Annotated in this window: 22 protein-coding genes; 10 read left to right on the top strand and 12 right to left on the bottom strand. The window is 61.6% G+C overall.

Annotated elements, in window-relative coordinates:
• Positions 1–74: 74 nt before the first annotated feature.
• The 7 genes from E5K00_RS10405 (at position 75) to E5K00_RS10375 (ending at position 6,211) form a co-directional block, all read left to right on the top strand.
• The gene (locus E5K00_RS10405) at positions 75–419 is read left to right on the top strand and encodes a DNA-directed RNA polymerase subunit omega (protein WP_135463153.1); all 345 of its coding nucleotides are present in this window, start codon (positions 75–77) and stop codon (positions 417–419) included.
• A gap of 17 nt (positions 420–436) precedes the next feature.
• Entirely contained in the window at positions 437–988 is a 552-nt protein-coding gene (locus E5K00_RS10400) for a flavoprotein (RefSeq protein ID WP_135463152.1), read from the top strand.
• 137 nt (positions 989–1,125) lie between these two features.
• Positions 1,126–1,779: a phosphopantothenoylcysteine decarboxylase domain-containing protein gene (locus E5K00_RS10395; RefSeq protein WP_135463151.1), complete on the top strand. Its 654-nt coding sequence runs from the start codon at positions 1,126–1,128 to the stop codon at positions 1,777–1,779.
• Positions 1,772–2,695 (top strand): type IX secretion system protein PorD, encoded by a 924-nt coding sequence (gene porD, locus E5K00_RS10390; protein WP_135463150.1) that lies wholly within the window; start codon positions 1,772–1,774, stop codon positions 2,693–2,695. Before E5K00_RS10395 ends, porD begins: the two co-directional genes overlap by 8 nt.
• A 143-nt stretch (positions 2,696–2,838) precedes the next feature.
• Complete coding sequence (locus tag E5K00_RS10385) at positions 2,839–3,279, top strand: contact-dependent growth inhibition system immunity protein (protein ID WP_135463149.1); 441 nt, start codon at positions 2,839–2,841, stop codon at positions 3,277–3,279.
• Positions 3,280–3,598: 319 nt separating this feature from the next.
• Positions 3,599–5,272: a DNA repair protein RecN gene (recN, locus tag E5K00_RS10380; RefSeq protein WP_135463148.1), complete on the top strand. Its 1,674-nt coding sequence runs from the start codon at positions 3,599–3,601 to the stop codon at positions 5,270–5,272.
• 117 nt (positions 5,273–5,389) lie between these two features.
• Entirely contained in the window at positions 5,390–6,211 is an 822-nt protein-coding gene (locus tag E5K00_RS10375) for an enoyl-ACP reductase FabI (RefSeq protein ID WP_135463147.1), read from the top strand.
• A 70-nt stretch (positions 6,212–6,281) separates the two neighbouring features.
• On the opposite strand, the gene E5K00_RS10370 is transcribed toward E5K00_RS10375, so the two are convergent.
• The 4 genes from E5K00_RS10370 to E5K00_RS10355 form a co-directional block, all read right to left on the bottom strand.
• Positions 6,282–7,199, bottom strand: a complete 918-nt coding sequence (locus tag E5K00_RS10370; RefSeq protein ID WP_167856829.1) for a carboxypeptidase-like regulatory domain-containing protein — start codon at positions 7,197–7,199, stop codon at positions 6,282–6,284.
• A gap of 112 nt (positions 7,200–7,311) precedes the next feature.
• Complete coding sequence (locus E5K00_RS10365) at positions 7,312–7,965, bottom strand: DUF3885 domain-containing protein (RefSeq protein WP_135463145.1); 654 nt, start codon at positions 7,963–7,965, stop codon at positions 7,312–7,314.
• A gap of 131 nt (positions 7,966–8,096) precedes the next feature.
• A complete protein-coding gene (locus E5K00_RS10360; protein WP_135463144.1) occupies positions 8,097–9,029 on the bottom strand; it encodes a D-2-hydroxyacid dehydrogenase in 933 nt (310 codons plus the stop codon).
• Positions 9,030–9,160: 131 nt separating this feature from the next.
• Complete coding sequence (locus E5K00_RS10355) at positions 9,161–9,568, bottom strand: hypothetical protein (RefSeq protein WP_135463143.1); 408 nt, start codon at positions 9,566–9,568, stop codon at positions 9,161–9,163.
• Between the two features lie 280 nt (positions 9,569–9,848).
• Here E5K00_RS10355 and E5K00_RS10350 point away from each other — a divergent pair, with 280 nt between their 5' ends.
• Positions 9,849–11,999 carry a carboxy terminal-processing peptidase gene (locus E5K00_RS10350; RefSeq protein ID WP_135463142.1) on the top strand — a complete coding sequence of 717 codons (2,151 nt, stop codon included), beginning with the start codon at positions 9,849–9,851 and terminating at the stop codon, positions 11,997–11,999.
• A gap of 72 nt (positions 12,000–12,071) precedes the next feature.
• Here the strand turns inward: E5K00_RS10350 and E5K00_RS10345 are convergent, their stop codons facing one another.
• Positions 12,072–12,572 (bottom strand): hypothetical protein, encoded by a 501-nt coding sequence (locus tag E5K00_RS10345; protein ID WP_135463141.1) that lies wholly within the window; start codon positions 12,570–12,572, stop codon positions 12,072–12,074.
• Between the two features lie 123 nt (positions 12,573–12,695).
• Here E5K00_RS10345 and E5K00_RS10340 point away from each other — a divergent pair, with 123 nt between their 5' ends.
• On the top strand, positions 12,696–13,082 hold the full coding sequence (locus E5K00_RS10340) for a DoxX family protein (protein WP_167856828.1): 387 nt from the start codon (positions 12,696–12,698) through the stop codon (positions 13,080–13,082).
• Positions 13,083–13,165: 83 nt separating this feature from the next.
• On the opposite strand, the gene E5K00_RS10335 is transcribed toward E5K00_RS10340, so the two are convergent.
• The 7 genes from E5K00_RS10335 to E5K00_RS10305 form a co-directional block, all read right to left on the bottom strand.
• Complete coding sequence (locus E5K00_RS10335; protein ID WP_135463139.1) at positions 13,166–13,993, bottom strand: alpha/beta fold hydrolase; 828 nt, start codon at positions 13,991–13,993, stop codon at positions 13,166–13,168.
• Between the two features lie 28 nt (positions 13,994–14,021).
• The gene (locus E5K00_RS10330) at positions 14,022–15,230 is read right to left on the bottom strand and encodes a porin (RefSeq protein ID WP_135463138.1); all 1,209 of its coding nucleotides are present in this window, start codon (positions 15,228–15,230) and stop codon (positions 14,022–14,024) included.
• Positions 15,231–15,424: 194 nt separating this feature from the next.
• The gene (locus tag E5K00_RS10325; RefSeq protein ID WP_135463137.1) at positions 15,425–15,961 is read right to left on the bottom strand and encodes a hypothetical protein; all 537 of its coding nucleotides are present in this window, start codon (positions 15,959–15,961) and stop codon (positions 15,425–15,427) included.
• 193 nt (positions 15,962–16,154) lie between these two features.
• Positions 16,155–17,222, bottom strand: coding sequence for an SDR family oxidoreductase (locus E5K00_RS10320; protein ID WP_135463136.1), 1,068 nt, complete (start codon positions 17,220–17,222; stop codon positions 16,155–16,157).
• An 87-nt stretch (positions 17,223–17,309) separates the two neighbouring features.
• Positions 17,310–18,008, bottom strand: a complete 699-nt coding sequence (locus E5K00_RS10315; RefSeq protein ID WP_135463135.1) for a hypothetical protein — start codon at positions 18,006–18,008, stop codon at positions 17,310–17,312.
• Positions 18,009–18,090: 82 nt separating this feature from the next.
• Positions 18,091–18,792, bottom strand: a complete 702-nt coding sequence (locus E5K00_RS10310; protein ID WP_135463134.1) for a hypothetical protein — start codon at positions 18,790–18,792, stop codon at positions 18,091–18,093.
• A 313-nt stretch (positions 18,793–19,105) separates the two neighbouring features.
• The gene (locus E5K00_RS10305) at positions 19,106–19,369 is read right to left on the bottom strand and encodes a barstar family protein (protein ID WP_135463133.1); all 264 of its coding nucleotides are present in this window, start codon (positions 19,367–19,369) and stop codon (positions 19,106–19,108) included.
• Between the two features lie 105 nt (positions 19,370–19,474).
• Here E5K00_RS10305 and E5K00_RS10300 point away from each other — a divergent pair, with 105 nt between their 5' ends.
• The gene (locus E5K00_RS10300; RefSeq protein ID WP_135463132.1) at positions 19,475–20,209 is read left to right on the top strand and encodes a hypothetical protein; all 735 of its coding nucleotides are present in this window, start codon (positions 19,475–19,477) and stop codon (positions 20,207–20,209) included.
• The last annotated feature ends 58 nt before the right edge of the window (positions 20,210–20,267 follow it).

Raw genomic sequence — 20,267 nt, 5'->3', positions numbered from 1 at the left:
TTTATTTTCCACATACCATACAGTAGCACATCAGCACATTACCCTCACATCAGCACATTAATAAGAAGCCTCATATGAAAACTCCGAACAACGTCTCTGCTTCCATCGTGACCCGCAACATGTCGGACTTCACCCACGAAACCGGCAACGTGTACGAGTCGATTGCCATCATCTCGAAGCGCGCCAACCAGATTTCGGTGAAGCTGAAGGAAGAGCTGAACGGCAAGCTGGCCGAGTTTGCTACCACGGTCGACAACCTGGAGGAAGTATTCGAAAACCGCGAGCAAATCGAGATTTCGAAGCACTACGAGCGGTTGCCCAAGCCCACCAACCTCGCCATTGAGGAGTTCCTGGAAGGCAAAGTAACGTTCCGCACCCTCGAGGAAGAGGCGCTGCCCGTTGCTCGTCCTACCGAATAAGTAGCTGACGCTGGGCAATGCCGCTGCAAGGCCGTAAGATTATTCTGGGCGTGTGCGGCAGCATTGCCGCCTACAAAGCTGCCACGCTGGTACGGCTTCTGATCAAGGCCGGGGCTGAGGTGCAAGTCATTCTGACTGCCTCGGCCTCGGCCTTTGTCACGCCCCTGACCCTGGGCACGCTCTCCAAAAAGCCGGTGCTGACCAGCTTTCTGCGCGACGAAGCCGCCGGCCTTTGGCACAACCACGTGGAGCTGGGCCTCTGGGCCGACGCGCTGGTTGTGGCCCCGGCCAGCGCCAACACCGTGGCCCAGCTGGCCAACGGGCACTGCCCCAACCTGCTGGCGGCCGTGTATTTGTCGGCCCGCTGCCCGGTGTTTCTGGCCCCGGCTATGGACCTGGACATGTACGTGCATCCGGCCGTGATCCAGAACTTCGAGCGGCTGCGCAGCTTCGGCAACCACGTGCTGGAGTCGCCGGTGGGGGAGCTGGCCAGCGGGCTGTCGGGCCCCGGCCGCATGCTCGAGCCTGAGGATATCGTGGCGGAGCTGGAGCGGTTTTTTAGCGCATGAACAACCCCGGAACGTCATGCTGAGCGAAGCGCAGCATCTCGCGGGCAATGGTAATCAGATACTATTGCGGTAGAGATGCTGCGCTTCGCTCAGCATGACGTTCTGCTTTATTTTTACCCGCCAAGCAATTCGACATAATGCGCGTTCTAATCACGGCTGGGCCGACTTACGAGCCGATTGACCCGGTGCGGTTTATCGGCAACCACAGCACCGGCAAAATGGGCTACGCTCTGGCCGAAGTGTTTGCCGAGAACGGGGCCCAGGTCACGCTCATCAGCGGCCCCACCAACCTGCCCGACCCGGCCAACCCCCAGATCCGGACGACGCGGGTGGAAACGGCCGCCCAGATGTACGCCGCCGCCGCCGCCGCCGCCCCCACGGCCGACGTGTGGGTGTTTGCCGCCGCCGTGGCCGACTACCGCCCGCGCGACGTGGCGCCGAACAAGATCAAAAAGGATGGCGACACGCTGACCCTGGAGCTGGTCAAGAACGTGGACATTGCCGCCGCGCTGGGACAAACCAAGCGCGCTGAACAATTTTCGGTGGGTTTTGCGTTAGAAACCAATGACGAGGAAGCCCACGCCCAGGGCAAGCTGCGGCGCAAGAATTTCGACCTGATTGTGCTCAACTCCCTGCGCGACCCGGGCGCGGGCTTCCGCCACGATACCAACAAAGTGACGCTGCTGGACGCGGCCGGCCAAAAGACTATCTTTGAGCTGAAGCCTAAGTCTGCCGTGGCCCACGATATTGTCCGAACCGTTTTTGCCTGCCTTTCCCTTCGCAATGCGTAAAATCCTGCTTCCGCTGCTGTTTGTGCTCACGCTGCTGGCTCCCTCGGCCGGGCAGGCCCAGGAACTGTTGGCCGAAGTGCAGATTACGGCGGAAAACGTCAACATTTCGGACCGGCAGCTGATTCAGCAGATGAAAAACGACATGCAGTCGTTTTTGAATACGCGGGCCTGGACCAACCAGACGTACCGGCCCGAGGAGCGCATCCGGTGCCGCATCTTCGTGGGCATTACGGCCGTACCGCAGGCCGGTACCTATCAGGCTACGGCCCGCATCGTATCGTCGCGGCCGGTGTACGGCACCAGCTACGAAACCAACCTGCTGTCGTTTGCCGACAAGGCCTGGGTGTTCAACTACTCGCCCCAGAACCCGATTGACTATTCGGAAAACACCTTCGTTTCCAACCTGTCGTCGCTGCTGAGCTTTTACGCCTACATCATCATCGGCATGGACCAGGACAGCTTCGCCAAGCTCGGCGGCTCGCCCTACTACGACCGGGCCCGCAACATCCTCAACAACGCGGCCAACCAGTCGGTGACCAACGAAACCGACCCGGCTTGGCAGGATGGGGAAACGCGGAACCGCTACTGGCTGCTCAACAACCTGCAGGACCCGCAGCTGGAAGCCATGCGCACGGGCATCTACGCCTACTACCGCCAGGGCCTCGACATCTTTATTCAGAAGCCCGATGAGGCCCGCAGCAGCCTGTTTACGGCCTTGCAGGGGGTGCAGGCCGCCGCCATTCGCCGGCCCGGCACGCTGCTGGCCCGCGCGTTTTTCGACACCAAGTCGGACGAAATTTCCAACATTTTCCGCACGGCCCAGGATCAGCAGCAGAAGCAGCAGGTGGTGAGCATGCTCTCGGAAGTAGACCCGACGAACTCGGCCAAGTATCAGACCATCATGCGCCAGCCCTAAAGTATAGTACTGACTGTATAATGTAGCTCGGCTTTAAAACCTAATATGTAACCTTAAGATAATGTATTAGTTACTATAGTAGATAAAGCTTGCAATATTAACGGACAGTGTAAAAAATACGGGGATTAAATTGGAAAACGTAGTTGAATAATAAAAGCATCAGTCAACTGGAAGGATGGTCATGGAATCAACCTATTCCAGATGAGGACAACTCTTCGTATGAAGAATATAATTTTTATGTTCTTCATAAAAAGCCTGTGAATGAGTACACTCCGGAAGACTTGGGCTTTATGATAACTCAGGAATCGGGCCTTAAATACGTTCTCCCATTAGCAATAGGTATATTAAAAAGTAACCCGTTTGTTAGTGCTAATTATCCAGGAGGGTTATTGACAAGTGTGCTTGGATTGCCAAAAACAATTTGGGAGCAAAGTCCCCATTTATATAATGAGGTGAAGATAATTTTTGATAATGCTAAAAATAATCTTGAGAACGTGGAGGAATTGAAGGGAAGTTACCGCACAATAAAATATATACGCTCTGTATTTATTATTTTTCAGAATAACATAGTCATCAGCAAGTAGCTGTAAGTATTATAAGGAACATTCCTAGCCTGTCTAGACAGGTATAAGTATCTTTCTGTTTTCTATTGCCATACTTTCAAAAGTTTGCTACAATTCAGCCAAATGCTAATGCTGAAAGGCGAATATTAGGGTTTTGATATTGCTAAATAAGTTGGACTTAACTTGTTGTGTAATTAAAATTGGCTAATTTTATTAGTTGAAACAAGGCAATAGTGCCTTCTAAGGCTGGTTTCAAGCTTTTGATATTCCAACTCTGCTGCCGGGAATACGAGCCGCTGGAAAAGCCTGCTACTTCCTTCCGCCAACTAATCGTACAACCGTGCTGGTAGATCTTCGCATACAGAACTACGCTCTGATTGAGCAGCTGGAGCTGCGGCCTTCGGCCTTGCTCAACATCATTACGGGTGAAACCGGGGCCGGCAAGTCCATCATGCTGGGCGCCATCGGGCTGCTGCTCGGCAACCGCGCCGACTCCAAGATGCTCTTCGATACGCAGCGTAAGTGCGTGATTGAGGGGCAGTTCAATATTTCCAGCTACCAGCTCCAGGATATCTTCGACTCCGAAGACCTCGACTACGACGCCCAGTGCATTCTGCGGCGCGAAATCAGCCCGTCGGGTAAGTCGCGGGCCTTCGTGAACGACACGCCCGTGACGCTGGAGACGCTGCGCAACATCGGGGCCAACCTGATGGACATTCATTCCCAGCACGACACGCTGCTGCTCGGCGACGCGGTGTTTCAGCTCAACCTGCTCGACCTGTACGCCGGCCTGGTGCCCACGCGCGGGCAGTACAGCAACGCTTACCGGCAGTACCGCAAGCTGGAGGCCGACCTGAAAATGGTGGAAGACCAGATTGCCCAGGCCAACAAGGAGCTCGACTACCACAGCTTTCTGCTCCATGAACTGGAGGAAGCCCACCTCGATAACGAGGATCAGGAAGCCCTGGAGCAGGAAATAAAGCAGCTGGAGCACGCCGAGGAAATCAAGTACAAGCTGACCCAGGCCCTGCACAGCCTGAGCGAAAGTGAGTACTGCGCCGCCGGCTCCATGAAGGAAGCGGCCACTTTGCTGGGCCAGATTTCCAGCTACGCCGACTCGTTCAGGGTGCTCAAGGAGCGCCTCGACAGCTGCCTGATTGAGCTCCACGACATTGCCGACGAAGTAGAAGCCACCGAGCGGCGCACCGAGGGCGACCCGGCCCGCATCGACGAGCTGCAAAGCCGCCTCAACGTGCTCTATAACCTGCAGCGCAAACACCAGGTGCGCGACGTGCCCGAGCTCATTGCCGTGCGTGACGACCTGCGCCAGAAAGTAGGCTCGGTGCTGAACCTGGACAAGGAGCTGAGCCGCCTGCGCAAAGACACCGACGGCGCCCTGGCCACCGTGACGCGGCAGGGCAGCAAGCTTTCGGAGAGTCGGAAAAAGGGCTTTCCCAAGTTCGAGAAGGAGCTGGCCGGCCTGCTCTCGGAACTGGGTATGCCGCACTCCCGCATCGTGGTGCAGCACAGCACCGGGCAGCCCGCCGCCAGCGGCATCGACATTATCAGCATCCTGTTTACGGCCAACAAGGGTGCCCAGCCCCAGACGCTGAGCAAGGCTGCCTCGGGCGGGGAGTTTTCCCGCCTGATGCTGTGCATCAAATACATGCTGGCCGACAAAACCGCCCTGCCGACGATAGTGTTCGACGAAATTGACACCGGTATTTCGGGCGAAATTGCGGTGAAAGTGGGCCGGATGATGCAGCAGATGGCCAAAAAGCACCAGCTGGTAGCCATCAGCCATTTGCCCCAGATGGCCGCCGCCGGCGACGCGCACTACTTCGTCTACAAGGAAGACCGCGCCGACCGCACCGTGAGCCGCATCCGGGAGTTGACGCCCGAGGAGCGGGTGCGCGAAATTGCCCACATGATTGCCGGGGCCAAGCCCAGCGAAAATGCCTTCCAGAGTGCCCGCGAGCTGCTGGCCATGCGGGGGGCCGAAGCAGTGATTTAGTGAATGAGTGACTGAGTGAGGTATTGATTATTTAACTTGCCGCCTCTGGCGCGTGCTGCCGGAAGAGCTGAGCTAACCACACTCACTAAATCACTGAATCACTAACTCACAGACAGCATGTCCAATAACCTCCTCGCCGGCAAGGTCGGCATCATCTCCGGGGCGCTCAACGAAGAATCCATTGCCTGGAAAGTAGCTTTGAAAGCCCACGAGCAGGGGGCGCGCTTCGTGCTGACCAACGCCCCGCTGGCCATGCGCATGGGCGAAATCAACAAGCTCTCGGAACAGTGCAACGCGCCCATCATTCCGGCCGATGCCACGTCGATGGAAGACCTGGAAAAGCTGTTTTCGGGCGCGCAGGAGCATTTGGGCGGCAAGCTCGACTTCGTGCTGCACAGCATCGGGATGAGCGCCAACATTCGTAAGGGCAAGCACTACGGCGAGCTGAACTACGAGTGGTTCCAGAAAACGCTGGACGTGTCGGCGCTGTCGTTTCACAAGATGCTGGCCGTGGCCGAAAAGCAGGACGCCTTCAACGAGTGGGGCTCGGCCGTGGCCCTTTCCTACATTGCCGCCCAGCGCGCCTTCCTCGACTACACCGACATGTCGCAGGCCAAGGCCATGCTCGAAAGCATTGCCCGCAGCTACGGCCAGCGCCTGGGCAAGCTCAAGAAAGTGCGCGTGAACACCATTTCCCAGTCGCCGACCAAGACCACGGCCGGCACCGGCATCAGCGGCTTCAACGCGTTTTACGACTACGCCGACAAACTCTCGCCCCTGGGCAACGCCCCGGCCGAAGCCTGCGCCGACTACTGCATCTCGCTGTTTTCGGACTTGACCCGCTACGTGACCATGCAGAACCTGATGCACGACGGCGGCTTCAGCACCACCGGTATTTCCGAGGAAATCGTGGAGGTGATTACCCAGGCCGGCGCGTAGTTTCAGCAGGCTCAAGTTCAACAGAAAAGCCCGGCCGCTTGGTCGGGCTTTTTTGTTGCTGGCGCGGAAATCAAAAAAAGGACCGGCTCAGACTTACGCTGACTTCCGTGTAATTGCGAAACTGGTTGGCCGCCACGCCAAGTTGCAGCTGATTACCAATAAAGCGCGAAAGGCTGCCTTGATATTGCCAGTACGTTGGCCAGCGGGTGGCTTGGGCCTGCAGATTGACCTCGAACGGATAGGGGAGGCTGTAGCGAAATCCCAGTCCGTAGCCGTAACCGGCGGAGGTAGTGGTTTCGGTGGGGTGCAGCGGTTGGTAACGGGCATAGCCAGCGCTGAGTAGTAGCTCAGACTGGCTGGTCGCCTTTGGGTAGAGTGTCAGGCCCAGCGTGGCGGAATAGCTGCTGAACTGGGCATTGGCCGCTTCGGCCCGCAGGTGCTGGTAGTCCAGCTGCTCGGAGAAGTGGAGCCGGCCGAGCTTCGGTAGCGCGGGCAGGTTTACCGAGGCTGTGGCCGCGTAGTTGCGTTTAAAGTTGGTGTGGTAGCTACCCAAAATGTTGAGGGGCTTGTGAATGAAGCGCTGACCAAATACCTGGGCATAAAGCCCGTACGGAGCATAGCGCAGACCGGAAGTAAGGCCCACTTTGTAGCGGTAGTATACTATCATATCATCCGAATCAATAGTGCGCGGATCGGACTCCATCTTGAGCATGGCAGTGCTGCCGGCCGCTACCCGGCGCTGCTGCTTCACGTAGCCAATGGCGCTTACGCTAATGGTGACGCTGTCTGACTGGCCGGGCACAATCAGCGAAAAGCTGCCGTCCAGATTAGAGCTAGCTCCATTGGATGTATTGAGCTGCAAAATGGTCACGCCCGGCAGCGCCTGATTGCTTTTGGCGTCAATTACCTGACCCGAAACCGTAATGGTTTGAGCCGTAGCCAGCCAGGGAGCCAGCAATAATAAGCCGAGTAGTAAGGGTAGTTTCATGTGGGGGCGTAAGGGACATTCAGGTGATGCCCGCGCACCGCCCATTCCACACTCGGAGCGTAAGAAAAACCGCTAATTGCCAAGCACTGCCTGAAACGAGTTTGTTTCGCATTCAAACTTCGGAGAAAGTTGCCTCTACTTGCTCCCGGTCGAAAGTCATTATCCAGCTGTTATAGGTTTCGAACAGCGGCCGGAGAATCGATTTATCCGCTGCTACTATATCAAGCCCACGGTCGTCGTACATATGGAAAATCAGGTCCCGGCTTAGATTTAAGAAGAACACGTCACCGTCAGTTCGGGGAGTTCTATGCCCAAAATCCTGGTTGGCAATGGCGGTGGCTAGCTTCGGATATGGAATAGCGGCGGCAGTGGTAGCATGGTACATTCTTATCCAGCTTGAGCCGTAATTACCATACAGGTAGTGGCTGTCGATCCGTTGAAAAGCTATAGCAGAAGCCGCAATGCCCAGCTGGCGCAGCAGATACTCTGTGTTCCTGATGCGTTGCCGTTTAGCAGTTGGTTTCTGATAAATTACCAGCACCTCATCGGTAGGCTGAAAAGCCGCTTTAAATAAATCAGATGCCCGCTGAATAACTTCCTGGAAATACCGCTCGTCGTACGAATGATGGTTAGCGTCCAGATAAATAGGATGCTCACCCTGCAAATCGAAGCGAATACCAATGGGCCACCGATAGAACAAACCGGCACAGAGCCGCTGTAGCCCCGGAAAGTTTTGCTGCAGAAAAGCGGTGCTGGGATATGCCATGGAGCAAAGTAAAAAAAAGGGAAGCGGGTGCTAAAGTCACTGAGCTTTGATCGAATAATTCTGCTTCGGTAAGTGCAGCATGCGGTTCAGCTGACAGCTCACACTGCCTCAATAACAGGCCGCTAATTCGGCTAATACCCGCGCCCCGGCTCCACCAGATTCTCCAGGGGCTGGCCGTGGCGCAGGTGCCCCAGGTTGCGCAGCAGCAGCTCTACTTTGCCTTCGTCTTCGTGGGGCTGGCCGCCGCCGCTGTGCTGGGTCAGCAGTACGTTGGGCAAGGTCCAGAGCGGGCTGTCGGCGGGCAGGGGCTCCTGGGCCGTCACGTCGAGCACCGCGCTGATTTTGCCGGCCTGCAAGGCGGCCAGCAGGGCCGGCTCGTCGGTGGTATTGCCCCGGCCCACGCTGGCGTAGAGGCTGCCGGGGGCCATGGCGGCCACCAGCTCGGCCGAGAAAAAGCCGTCGGCGCTGCCGGGCAGGCAGTTGATGACCAGATCGGTAGTGGGCAGATCGGCGGCCAGCTCGGCGGCCGAGTGCAGCTGGGCCTCGGGATTGGTGCGGGCCAGCAGCCGTACCTGGCACCGAAAGCCCGCCAGCTGCTCGCGCACAGCCAGCCCGATGCCGCCGGCGCCCAGAATAATGACCCGCTTGCCGCGCAGCAGCCCCACCCGCGTCCGGACCGGCGGGCCCACCCATTCGCGGCGCTGTTGCAGCACGGCCAGCTCCGGAATGCGGCGGTAGAAGCTCAGAATGCCCGCCACGATGGTTTCGGCGCAGGGCCAGGCAAAATAGTCGCCCATATTGGCCACCGGAAACGGCACCCGCAGGCCCGCGTACTGGTCGAAGCCGGCCGAGTCGATTTGCCAGAACCGCAGGCCGGCGGGTTGGTGCTCGGTCAGCCAGGCCGGCGGCACGTTGCCCAGCAGCACGGCGGCTTGCTGAAAGGCCGGCAGCTGCTGGTCGGGGGCCAGGTCGGAGGCGAAAACGGGCTGAATATCGGTGGGCAGGCGCTGAAGCAACAGCGCGCGGGCCGCGGCGCTGAGGGCCGAATAAACGTAAAGCTGCATAAGAACAAAGGAATGAACCGCTGGCGTATACGCAGAACTGCCCGGCGCACGCATCGGCGGTAGCGCGTGCCGGCCAGATCATTGCTCAGCAACGGCCGGAAGGGAAGGGCCGCCGGGCGGTTGGCGGGCCGCTACGGCTGGGCCCGCAGCCAGCGTTGGGCCGTTTCCAGCTGGTCGAACAGCTGGATGTGCAGCACTTCCCCGATGCGGTGCTGCAAGTCTTCGATGGAAAGCTGCCCAAACACGTCGGGCGAAATGACCTGGGCAAAGTAGCGCAGCCCGGCGGCCATAATCAGCGGCGTCCAGACCTGCTGAATCCAGTCGTTGGCTTCCGTGAAGGTGCCGATTAGCTCCCGGTGGTCGTTCAGCAGCTTTGGGCAGGGGTGCGCGCGCAGCATCTCCACGTACGTCAGGCCGCCATCCATGATAGTGCCCATCGTTTGGCGGCCCTGCCACCGGGCATGAATCCAGTTTTCCTTCTGATTACGCTCGACGAGGAGGTATACTGTACCGTCGCCCCGATAAAGTGATGTTATCATAGTTATGCCGCTGTGCTACCGGCCCTTTGGCCGCACGAGTCTTGTTCAGTTCAAAGATGCGTAATTACTGGCTGCTGGGGGAAATATGCCCAAATAGGGGCAGGCCGAGCGTACTACTGAACTCCGGGCCGGCCAGTCTTCGTTGTGCAACTAGGGTAGCAAAGTAGTGTCTTACTAGCTACGTATTCTGTGCCGTCGGCTACGGCCTGCCACCTCCAGGGTAGGGCCCGCCGCGCCAGCGCCGACACCAACGCCGTTTTATCTTTTTTACCTGTATCGTATGACGTCATTTCGTGCTTCCCGCCGCTTTTCGGCCCTGCTGCCCGGTTTGTTTCTGCTCTTGCCGCTCGGCGGGTTCGCCCAGCAGCCCAAGGAGGTGTCGGCCCAGAAAAAGCAGGTGCTGCTGGCCACCGTCGCCCAGGGCCTGGGTGTGGCCCACGTGCAGCCCGAGCAGCTCGACGACGACTTCTCGCGCCGGGTGTTTGCCCTCTACCTCAAGCGCCTCGACGCCAGCAAGCGGTTTTTGCTCCAGCCCGATGTGAAGCAGCTGCAACGCTACGAAACCAGCATCGACGATGAGCTCAAGCAGGGCAAGCACGAATTTCTGGACCTAAGCGCCAAGCTCACTGCCCAGCGGGTGCAGGAGGCCCAGGCCCTGTACCGCGAGCTGCTGCAGAAGCCCTTCGAGTTTGCGGCCCCGGAAACCTTCGAAACCGACGTGGATAAGCTGAGCTTCCCGGCGGATGCCGCTGCCCGCCGCGACCGGTGGCGCCGCCTGCTCAAGTACCAGACGATGGTGCGCCTCTCCGAGCTGATGGATGAGCAGAGCCGGCAGCAAACCAAGTCGTTGGCCGCCGCCAAGGCCAAGCCGTCGGCGGCCACCCTATCGGCCCCCGTGCGCACGCCGGCCCAGCTCGAAGCCGAGGCCCGCAAGCAGGTGCTCAAGTACTACGACGAAGCCTTCAGCGACCTGCGCCAGACCGACGAGGCCGACCGGCTGGCCGAGTTTGCCAATACCATTGCCAACACCTTTGACCCGCACTCCGAGTACTTCGCGCCCAAGGACAAAACCAACTTCGACATTGCCCTCACCGGCCGCCTCGAAGGCACCGGCGCCCAGATGAGCGAGAAGGACGGCCAGATCGTGGTGGCTTACATCGTGCCCGGCTCGGCCTCCTACCGCCAGGGCGAGCTAAAGGCCGGCGACGTGGTGCTGCGCGTGGCCCAGGGCGCGGCCGAGCCCGTGTCGGTGGAAGGCATGCGCCTGGACAAGGTGGTGCAGATGATTCGGGGTAAAAAAGGCACGGAGGTGCGCCTGACGGTGAAAAAGCCCGACGCCAGCACCAAGGTCATTTCCATCATCCGCGACATCGTGGTGCTGGAGGAAACCTACGCCCAGTCGGCCATTATCAACGACGGGGGCAAGAAAATCGGCTACATTCTGCTGCCCAGCTTCTACGCCGACTTCAACCACAACGGGGGCCGCAACTCGTCCGACGACGTGAAGAAGGAGCTGGAAAAGCTCAAGGCCCAGAACGTGCAGGGCGTGGTGCTGGATCTGCGCTTCAACGGCGGCGGCTCGTTGCAGGACGCGGCCGAAATGGCCGGCCTGTTTGTGGCCAGCGGCCCGATGGTGCAGGTGAAAAGCCGGCAGGGTGCCGCCCAGCTCGTCGGTGACCCCGACCCGCAGGTGCAGTACGACGGGCCCCTGGCCGTGCTGGTGAACAAGTACAGCGCCTCGGCCTCCGAAATCCTGGCCGGCGCCATTCAGGACTACAAGCGCGGCGTGATTGTGGGCAACACCACTTACGGCAAAGGCACGGTGCAGCGCATCTTCGAGTTCGACGACATTATGAACCCGCAGCTGGCCAGCCTCAAGCCGTTTGGCTCGCTAAAGATGACCATTCAGAAATACTACCGCGTCACGGGCTCGTCCACGCAGTTCAAGGGCGTCACGCCCGACATCATGGTGCCCGACGCCTACAGCACCCTGGCCGACGGCGAGCAGGACACCGACTACCCGCTGCCCTGGGACGAAATTGCCTCGGCCAAGTACCAGCCCTGGGCCGCTGCCCCGGCCGTGGATAAGCTCGCCGCGGCCAGCAAGCAGCGCGTGGCCTCCAACGCCTCGTTCCAGCTCCTGACGGAGGCCGTGACCGGGATGGAGAAGCGCCAGAAAATCACGGAAGTCTCGTTGAACCTGACGGCTTACCGCACCGAGCAGCAGCAGGCCCGCGCCGCCGCCGAGAAGTTCAAGCAGGCCCAGCAGGCCGCGCCGACCCTGGACGTGGCCCCGCTGCTGGCCGCCGCCACGACCACGCCCACCGACAGCACCAGCACCGCCGGCAGCCGCGCCGCCCGCTTCGTGCAGCCCCTGCGCAAAGACCTGACCCTGCGCGAGGCCGTATCCGTCATCGAGGATCAGCTGTAACGGCCTTCCGAGGTAACTACAAAAGCCCGCTCCAACCAGGTTGGAGCGGGCTTTTTCGTGTTCGGCCGGTGCTTACTGGCGCAGCCAACGCGTCATGCGCGGAAAGGCGTCGGTGGTGGTCAGGCCCATCCAAACCAGCAGGGGCAGGCCGATATTCTGCCCGCTCTGGAAGTTGTCAATCAGCCACTGGCTTTCGTTTTTGTAGCCGTGGGGGTGAAACACGACCTCCGGCGGCAGGTCCAGGGCCCGGCTGGCGGCATACGACCAGCACAGCACGGCCATTTCGTCGCCTTCCTTTTCGGGGTGGTTTTCGGTGACGTTGTCCAGCAGCCGGGGCCGCTCGGCGGCGGGAGTTACGGCAATGTGGCCGGCCTCGTGCAGAATGTCGCCGGGGTAGAGCAGCCGCTGCCGGTCCACGACCAGCGCGCCCCGGTCGATGAGCAGACCGGGCAGAAAGGTTTTCTGGCCTTCGAGCGAGGCCTCGCGCACCTCCAGGCCAATGGCGCGCACGAAGGTCAGCAGCGGATCAATCTGGGTGGCCAGGGCGGCTGGCGGGGTGAAGGGGCTGAGCATGACAGCAAGGTAGCGGGAAAACGGGTTTTTCCGGCCCGCCACGCGGATTACGGTATTTACATGCAATAATCTATATTTTGGCCTTCCATCTGATGTAGCGCTTGTATGCCCGGGTTTCCCTTTTTGCGCCCTGCCCAGTCCTTGCTGCTGCTCCGCGTGACGGTGGCGGGGCTGCTGCTGGCCCACGCCGTGGTGCGGGTGGTGGGCGGCACCGTGCCCCGCTTCGCCGACTTCCTCACGGCCAAAGGGCTGCCCTTCGGCCTGGCGCTGGTCTGGCTGATTACGGCGGCCGAGCTACTGGGTGGCGTGCTCATGGCACTGGGCATTCTCACGCGCTGGGTAGCCCTGGTCTTCGGCCTGATTATCGGCACCGGCATCGTCCTGATTCACGCCGAAAACGGCTGGTTTGTGGGCGAGCATGGCACCGGTGGCATCGAGTACAGCGCCCTGCTGCTGGTGGCCCTGCTCGTCATTGCCGCCACCGACGGGCAGCCTGAGGTGGTTGAATAGCCCTTTCCTCGGCGCAGCCGCCGTTTTTTGTAGCCTGTTTACTGTCGGGCGAGCTAAGACAACGCGTTTTCAAGCGCTGCCAGTTAGCGAAGCGACGTTAGCGGAATGCTGGGCGCCCGGAAGAAGGCCTCGGTTTTGCGGTTAAACTCCTCGGCATGATCCAGCAGGGTGGCGTGGCCGCTGTTGGGCACAATCCAGAGCCAGGCGCGGGGCAGGCTCTGGTAGATGGCCACCGTGTGCTCGGCCCGAATCACGTCCTGGTCGCCGGCAATAATAAAGGCCGGGGCCTTGATGCGCGCCAGCGTGGCCAGGGCAAGGTGGGGCTCCCGCCAGTCGAGCAGAAACACTTTCCAGTCGTTGCGGCGCTTGGGGTCGGTAAAGGTCTGGAAGCGGCCTTCCTGGTAGCCGCGCCGCATTTGCTGCCAAAGGGCCGGCGCGAGGGCCGTGGAGTCGGGCCAGAGGTTGGCCCCGGTGGCGGCCAGGCGCTTCACCTTGCCCGGGTGGCGCAACGCCAGCACCAGGGCCGTAATGCCCCCGTCGCTCCAGCCCAGCACGTAGGCCGAGTCCAGGCGCAGCTGCGTGAGCAGGGCCGCGCAGTCGTCGGCCAGCATCTCGAAGCTCAGCGAGTCGCCCGCATCCACCGACTTGCCGTGGGCCCGGCTGTCGAGGGCAATGACGCGGTAGCGCTTGGCGAAGTAGGGAATCGTGGGCAGGAAGTCCCGGATGCTGCCCCCGTTGCCGTGCAGCAGCAGCAGGGGTGGCCCGCTGCCATAGGTTTCGTAATAGAGCTTGACGCCGCGCACCGTGGCGTAGTGGCCGGCCTGGGAGTTATTGCCATAGGGCGCGGCCTGGCCCAGCGCCAGCCGGCCCAGCGCCAGCAGCCAGAGCATGAGTAGTCGGGAGCGTTTCATGCTCCAATGTACTGGCTTTCAGGCAGCGCTAGAAATTAAGCTGAGCCTGCAAGCGCAGCAACCTGCCCCGCTGGCGGTTGTCGGGTTTCTGGAAGTCTTCGAAGCGGCGCGCCGACAGGGTGTACATCGTCACGAGCTCGAAGCTGGGCAGAGGCTGCCACTCCAGGCCGAATTCGGCTTCCCGGACGCTGTAGCTGCGGGCATCCCGCTCGTGCTTTTTGCCGCCGTCGTAGTACTGCACCCGCACGAAGGGGTAAAACTGCTGGCCGCCCCGTTGCAGGCGGTAGTTGAGCAGCACGTAGCCGCCGTGCAGGCGCCTGGTTTCGATACTGTCGGTGCCGGGGTTGAATTCCGGTCCCCGGCCCACGTTGTACTCCGCCTGCAGGCCGAAGGGCTGCGGGTACACCACCAGGGAAGCAGCCATGCGCTGGTCGGGGTAGCTCAGGTCGGGGCGGTGCTTCACGCCGGCCGAAAGCTGGTCTTTGGCTAGTACGAAATTGCCGCTGTAGGCCTGCACCGAGGGCTCAATGAGTTGCCGGCCCAGGGCCAGGGGATAGGTGAGGCGGGCTACTACGTGCCGCTGGTTGTTGAGCTCCGGGCGGTTGGCGGTCTGCCCGTTGAAGACGCCCAGGCCCACGATGCCGTAGTCGCCTGAGCCTTTCAGCCCGTCCTTCACCAGCTTAGTGAAGCGCTGGCGCAGGGCCGTGGGGGCCCAGTACAGCATGGCGCCCAGGTCCCGCTCGTTGGAAAGGGCGCTGTTGAGCGCGTCGTTGCGGTCCAGGGCCAGCCGGTTCTGGCTCGACTGCATATTCTCGAAGCCGTAGGGAATCTTGCTCTGCCCGATCCGCACCCGAAACTGACTGGCTTTGTCCAGGCCCACATCCAGGTACGCATCCCGGAGCTGGGCAATGTGCTGCGACGTGCTGCCGCTGAGCGTACTGGCAAAGTCGGGCTGAATGTAGAAGTAGATCCGCTCGTGCAGCTGCCCGTAGAAGATGAGCCGGATCCGGCGCAGCGAGAAGCCGCCCTTGTCGCCCCACGACTTGTCGCACTGCTCGCACTGCAGATCGGGGTTGGTTTCGAGCAGGCGGTTGTAGCGGCCCTGCACATAGCCCCGGATACTGACGGCTTCAGACCACTTGCGGGCGGCCGGCGAGGCCTGTTTCACCGAGTCGGGGCCCTGGGCGTGGGCAGCCCCGGCGGCCAGGAACAGGAGCAGCGTTAACAGTTTGTTCATGGAATGATAATGCTGGCACAAAGTGCGGCATTACATATTGCCTGAATGTGAACGTCGTGTTAAGAGAATGTTTCCTTTGCCCGCCCGATGTTCAGGCCGCCCCAGCGCCGGCGCTACCTGTTCCCAGCCTCAGGAAGCAGCTGCTGGAAAGGCCCTGCGGAGCCGGTGCCGCGCGTATCGCGTGCTCCTTGTGGCTACGCGCCCGTGGGCGGGGGCGTGGTCGGGCGGGTGCGCAGGTCGCGCTTGATTTCCTGCTGCTTGATTTTCTTGCAGGTCAGGATGATGACGGCGTCGTTGCTGAGCGCATTTTCGTCGTAGCTCAGGTGCACGCGCTTGCCGTTCCAGGCGTAGCGCTGGCTGAACGGGCTGTTTTGCCGGCCGGGACCAGCTTTCTGCTGCAACGCCTGCAGGGCCGCCCGGCTATTGGCCGCACCCCGGGTTTTGAGCAGCACCACGCTGAGCTTGCCCTGGTAAAAGCCGTAGGTGATGTCGGCCACGTCGGCCTCGCCCAGCTTCTTGGGCTCACTGGTGCGGCGGTAGTAGCGCGTCTGGCCCGCCGTTTCGGCCAGCACCAGGTCCTTGAAAGCACTGGTGTCGGACTCGAAGCGGGCCCCGCGGAAGCCGTAGGAATCGTCGAGGGCCTGGAGGCCGGGCGTGGTGGTTTGGGCCAGTACGGGAGCGGCCGGCAGGGCCAGCAGCCCCGTCAGCAGGAGGGTAGCAGAAAACTTCATAAGCGAAAGAAGCCGCGAGCGGCAAACACGGGTGAAGCCGGCAAGATAGGCACCGCCGCCGAATGCCCCCACTGCTTTTTGGGGCCACCAGCGCACTTTCTGCGGATTTAGGGTGGCATTCTGCTCCTTCGACCCGGCCCAGTGGCCGGTAGCGTGGGCCGTAGCCCGGCGCTACCGGCAGGGGAGGTAGCGCCTACGGAATCAGCCGGTCGTGGCGCAGCTGGGCAAACAGGTCGAAGAACGAGTCCTCGGTCGACTGGTACTCCCGGAAGCCCAGCTTGCGGCTTTTGGCCATGTCGGTCATCACCTCGATGGGGCGGCCCAGGTCCAGGTCGGTGTGCCAGGGCGAGGCCAGGCGGCTCAGCTCGGGCTCTTGCAGCTGGTGCCGCCCGGCCAGGTCGCGCCACACGGCGGCATCCTGGCTCAGCTCGGCTTCCAGCGGGTGAATCGTGCCGTCGAAGCCCACGGCTTCCACCCCAAACCAGGCCGCCAGCCGGGGCCAGAGCCAGCTCCAGCGAAACACGTCCCCGTTCACGATGTTGAAGGCCTCGTTGCGGGCGGCCTCGGTGGTGGCGGCCCAGTGCAGCTGCTTGGCAATGATGCGGGCGTCGGTGACGTCGGAGAGGCCGTGCCACTGCGCTGCCGAGCCGGGCCAGCGGAAGGGGCGGCCGGTGGCTTGGCAGATGCTGGCGTACACGGCCAGGGTGGTGCCCAGGTTCATCAGGTTGCCCACGGCCTTGCCAATGATGGTGTGGGGCCGGTGAATGCTCCAGGTAAACCCGTCGCGGGCGGCGGCGGCATACACCTCGTCTTCCTGGGCGTAGTAGAAGTTGTCGAGGGCCAGGCGGGGCTGCTCCTCGCGCAGGGGCGTCGGGGGGGCCACGCCCCCGCTCACGTAGGCCTCAAACGGCCCGAGGTAGTGCTTCAGGCCCGTCACCAGGGCCACGTGCCGCACCGACTGCTTCGGGGCCAGGGCGTCGAGCAGGTTGCGCACCATCAGGCTGTTGACGCGGATGTTCTCGGCCTCCGTGTCCTGCCGCATCCAGCTGGTAATAAACACGTGGGTGGGGGCCAGCCCGTCGAGGGCGGCGGCCAGGCCGGCGGAGTCGAGCAGGTCGGCGGCGACGGGGTGCAGGCCGGGCACGTCGGTACGAGGGGAGCGGGCCAGGCCGTAGGTGGGCCAGTCGTGGGCCAGCAGCTCCTGGGCCAGGTTGCTGCCGATGATGCCGCTGGCACCTACGATAAGGGCAATATTCTGCATGAGTTTAGATTCGGGGGTTCAACGGTAAGCCGCTGACGAAGCGGCGGAAGCTATACTAACCGCCGAAACCCGGAATCGGCTGGCGGCTTAGGTAAAATTGCCCACCAAGCGCTGCTGCAACCCGGCTTTGGTGAACACCCACACCAGGGTGTAGCCCCCGGCCCCGTCGCCGTTTTGCTGCACCACGAAAAAGGTGTTGCCCCGGCGAAACACGTCCGTGGGCTGGGGCGCTTCAAACAAGCCCGCCAGCAGCCGGCGCGGCACCGGCACGGCCTGCCCCTGCACGGTGGCCCGCACGGCCCGGATTTCGGTGCGCGGCATGTGTCCATCCACGCCCCAGGCGTAGGGCACGTCCTTGATTTCCACCCAGCCCTGCGACCTGTCCACGGTGTGGGCCGCGGCCCGGAAGGGCACCAGCTCGTAGCGAATCCGAAACTCGGGGCCCCGGTACGCCGGCAGGCTCAGCAGGGTTTGCAGCCGGCTGCGGTGCACGTAGCCCTGGGTATGGTAGGAGGCATCCGCGGCATCACCCACTGGCTGCGTGTTGAACCGGTCCGGAGCTACCCACACTGTAATCCATTCCTGGTGCTGCTCATACTCCTCCGGGTCGAAGAAAAACACCTGGTTTTCGCGCAGCCGCAGCAATATCTGGCCCTGCCGCGTCGGGGTAGCCCGCACGTTGGTATAGCCGTCCAGGTCCCGGATAATGGCGGTGTTGGCGTACAGGTCGGCGGCCCGGGCGGGCAGCAGGTACAAGCCGAACAGCAGGGTCAGGATTGTTTTCATCGAGATAAGGAGCAAGGTGACACAGGAAGATAGCAGAAATCAGCTGCTGATGCTGACCACCACGCCTCCATGTCCGGGCGGCCTAAGCTGGCTTGGCGGGCGCCAGGAAGTACCGCAGGCCCAGCGTCAGGGTTGGCATCAGGGTGTGCCTACGGATACTGCGCAGCAGCTCTACGTTCTGATTGACGCCTGTCCCCAGTACCACATCATAGCGCCGGCGCACCAGTACGCCCAGTGCTGCCCCGGCGGTGAGGTAGCGGTTGGTGCGGGTTTCATCAACCAGATAATAGCTGGTTTGCTGCCCGTCCACCGTCACCGATACTTCCTGCCGCCACACGTGAAACACGGTGCTGATCCCCAGCAGCGCATCGGCGTGGAAGGCCTGGTTCAGCCGGCGCGTCAGGCGGTAGCGCAGCAGCAGCGGCACGGCCGCATCATATGCGCGCCGCCGGTCAAAGGCTTCTACCCGGCGGCCATCCGGGGTGTAGCCGCTGCTGGCGGTGTTGGTATCAGCCGGGTCGCGCTGCCCGAACTCGGCCTGTACGGCCAGGCGGGGCGTCAGCTGGTAGCCCACCGACACAAAGGCGGGCAGGATGCTCACCCGGTTCAGGTAGCGGATGGGAGCCGGGGCCGACACCGTCTGGTACATCTGAAAACCGGCAGCGGCCCCCGCGTAAAGTCGGTAGAAAGGCCGGTCGGTAGCAGGGGCGGGTACTGGGCGTTGACCATAGGTGCCCGTGCCCAGCAGCAGGCAAAGCGCGGCGAGAGGATAACGGATAGGCATTGACAGCGGATATGGGAAGAAAAGTAGCACGACCTTGCGCACGGGGCGCATGCGCTATACCCAACGCCACTTCCCAACCCGGCCGTGTGGCGGGGCCGCTGTTTATTTCAGCGCTGCCGTCGTCCGGCCTCATTCGCCACCCCACGAGGCTCGTGCAGGGCCTGCCCCCGCTGGCACCAGCTCGGTGGTAGGCCAGTCGTGCCTAGCCGATAAGGTCCTTCGCAGGCTCAGGATGACAGACGATGAACAACCAACGACTAACGATCAACAACCAACGACCAGCAACTCTGATGTCGGCTTGGCGGCCGGTCCGCTAGGCCAGCACAATCCGCTTGGGGGCCATTTCCTGGGCGTAGTCCTGCACTACCCGGCGCAGAATCTGCATGTCGTGGGGGCAGTGGGCGGCAAATTCCTGCCAGTTGACCAGGGTCAGCTGCGCGGGCATCTCCACGATGGCCGTGGCCGAATCCCAGAAGGCGTCCCAGCTGGGGCCGTACCACTCCGGGAAGCCCAGGGCCTGTTTGAACAGCTGGTGCAGGGCGGCTTTGGTCTGAATACCGGTCAGGTCGAGGGTCATGCGGGGGGGCGGGTAGGGGTGACGAGGCGGTTTTTGGCTGCGACAGGCGCGGGCGCTACTTTCACGCCCAGCTTTCCACAACCTTTCTTCTAAACGCAAATTAGTATGAGTACGACGCTCGAAAAACGGGTGAATTTCCTCACGGCCTACGCCATCGGCAGCACCGTCGCGCTGGGCCTGCTGGTGCTGGCTTCCTTTACCGGCGGGAGCAAAACCCAGACGCTCGACGAACTGACCGTCAAGCGCATCAACGTCATCGGCGAAGACGGCAGCCTGCGCCTGGTCGTCAGCAACAAGGACCGGCAGCACCCGGGCCGCATGAACGGCAAGGACTACCCCAAGCGCGAGCGGCAGGCCGGCCTGATTTTCTTCAACGACGAGGGCGACGAGTGCGGCGGGCTGGTGTACGCCGGCGAAACCAAGAAGGGCGAAACCAACTCGGGCATGTCCTTCACCATGGACCAGTACCACGACGACCAGGTCATCCAGATCCTGAACGCCGAATCCTACGCCGGGGGCAAGGCCAGCATCCGCCGCGGCATCAGCATCAACGACTACCCCGTGGGCTCCAACATCGACGTGCGCAACGGCAAGCTCCAGGAGCTGGAAAAAATCCAGGACAAAGCCGAGCGGGACCGGAAAATAGAGGAGCTTTTCGCCCGGGAAGGCTCCAAAAACCGCGTCTTCCTGGGCCGCACCGGCTCCAACAACTCCGGCCTGTTCCTCTCCGGCCCCGACGGCAAGGCCAAGCTCAAGCTCTACGTCGACGCCGCCGGCAACCCCCGCATCGAAACCCTCAACGACAAGGGCGAAGCCAAAAACCTGCTGGACGAGAAGTAGCAGGGGCGCGTGCCCGCCGTAGAGACGCATACTTGCGTCTCAATCGTTGAACGAACCC

Source organism: Hymenobacter aquaticus (assembly GCF_004765605.1).
Classification (GTDB): domain Bacteria; phylum Bacteroidota; class Bacteroidia; order Cytophagales; family Hymenobacteraceae; genus Hymenobacter; species Hymenobacter aquaticus.
This window is presented reverse-complemented; position numbering and strand designations above follow the sequence as displayed.

Bases quoted from the DNA above. Each gene is read 5' to 3' on its own strand.
- E5K00_RS10405 (WP_135463153.1), top strand. From the start codon at position 75: ATGAAAACTCCGAACAACGTCTCTGCTTCCATCGTGACCCGCAACATG.
- E5K00_RS10400 (WP_135463152.1), top strand. From the start codon at position 437: ATGCCGCTGCAAGGCCGTAAGATTATTCTGGGCGTGTGCGGCAGCATT.
- E5K00_RS10395 (WP_135463151.1), top strand. From the start codon at position 1,126: ATGCGCGTTCTAATCACGGCTGGGCCGACTTACGAGCCGATTGACCCG.
- porD (WP_135463150.1), top strand. From the start codon at position 1,772: ATGCGTAAAATCCTGCTTCCGCTGCTGTTTGTGCTCACGCTGCTGGCT.
- E5K00_RS10375 (WP_135463147.1), top strand. From the start codon at position 5,390: ATGTCCAATAACCTCCTCGCCGGCAAGGTCGGCATCATCTCCGGGGCG.
- E5K00_RS10370 (WP_167856829.1), bottom strand. From the start codon at position 7,199: ATGAAACTACCCTTACTACTCGGCTTATTATTGCTGGCTCCCTGGCTG.
- E5K00_RS10365 (WP_135463145.1), bottom strand. From the start codon at position 7,965: ATGGCATATCCCAGCACCGCTTTTCTGCAGCAAAACTTTCCGGGGCTA.
- E5K00_RS10360 (WP_135463144.1), bottom strand. From the start codon at position 9,029: ATGCAGCTTTACGTTTATTCGGCCCTCAGCGCCGCGGCCCGCGCGCTG.
- E5K00_RS10355 (WP_135463143.1), bottom strand. From the start codon at position 9,568: ATGATAACATCACTTTATCGGGGCGACGGTACAGTATACCTCCTCGTC.
- E5K00_RS10350 (WP_135463142.1), top strand. From the start codon at position 9,849: ATGACGTCATTTCGTGCTTCCCGCCGCTTTTCGGCCCTGCTGCCCGGT.
- E5K00_RS10345 (WP_135463141.1), bottom strand. From the start codon at position 12,572: ATGCTCAGCCCCTTCACCCCGCCAGCCGCCCTGGCCACCCAGATTGAT.
- E5K00_RS10335 (WP_135463139.1), bottom strand. From the start codon at position 13,993: ATGAAACGCTCCCGACTACTCATGCTCTGGCTGCTGGCGCTGGGCCGG.
- E5K00_RS10330 (WP_135463138.1), bottom strand. From the start codon at position 15,230: ATGAACAAACTGTTAACGCTGCTCCTGTTCCTGGCCGCCGGGGCTGCC.
- E5K00_RS10325 (WP_135463137.1), bottom strand. From the start codon at position 15,961: ATGAAGTTTTCTGCTACCCTCCTGCTGACGGGGCTGCTGGCCCTGCCG.
- E5K00_RS10320 (WP_135463136.1), bottom strand. From the start codon at position 17,222: ATGCAGAATATTGCCCTTATCGTAGGTGCCAGCGGCATCATCGGCAGC.
- E5K00_RS10315 (WP_135463135.1), bottom strand. From the start codon at position 18,008: ATGAAAACAATCCTGACCCTGCTGTTCGGCTTGTACCTGCTGCCCGCC.
- E5K00_RS10310 (WP_135463134.1), bottom strand. From the start codon at position 18,792: ATGCCTATCCGTTATCCTCTCGCCGCGCTTTGCCTGCTGCTGGGCACG.
- E5K00_RS10305 (WP_135463133.1), bottom strand. From the start codon at position 19,369: ATGACCCTCGACCTGACCGGTATTCAGACCAAAGCCGCCCTGCACCAG.
- E5K00_RS10300 (WP_135463132.1), top strand. From the start codon at position 19,475: ATGAGTACGACGCTCGAAAAACGGGTGAATTTCCTCACGGCCTACGCC.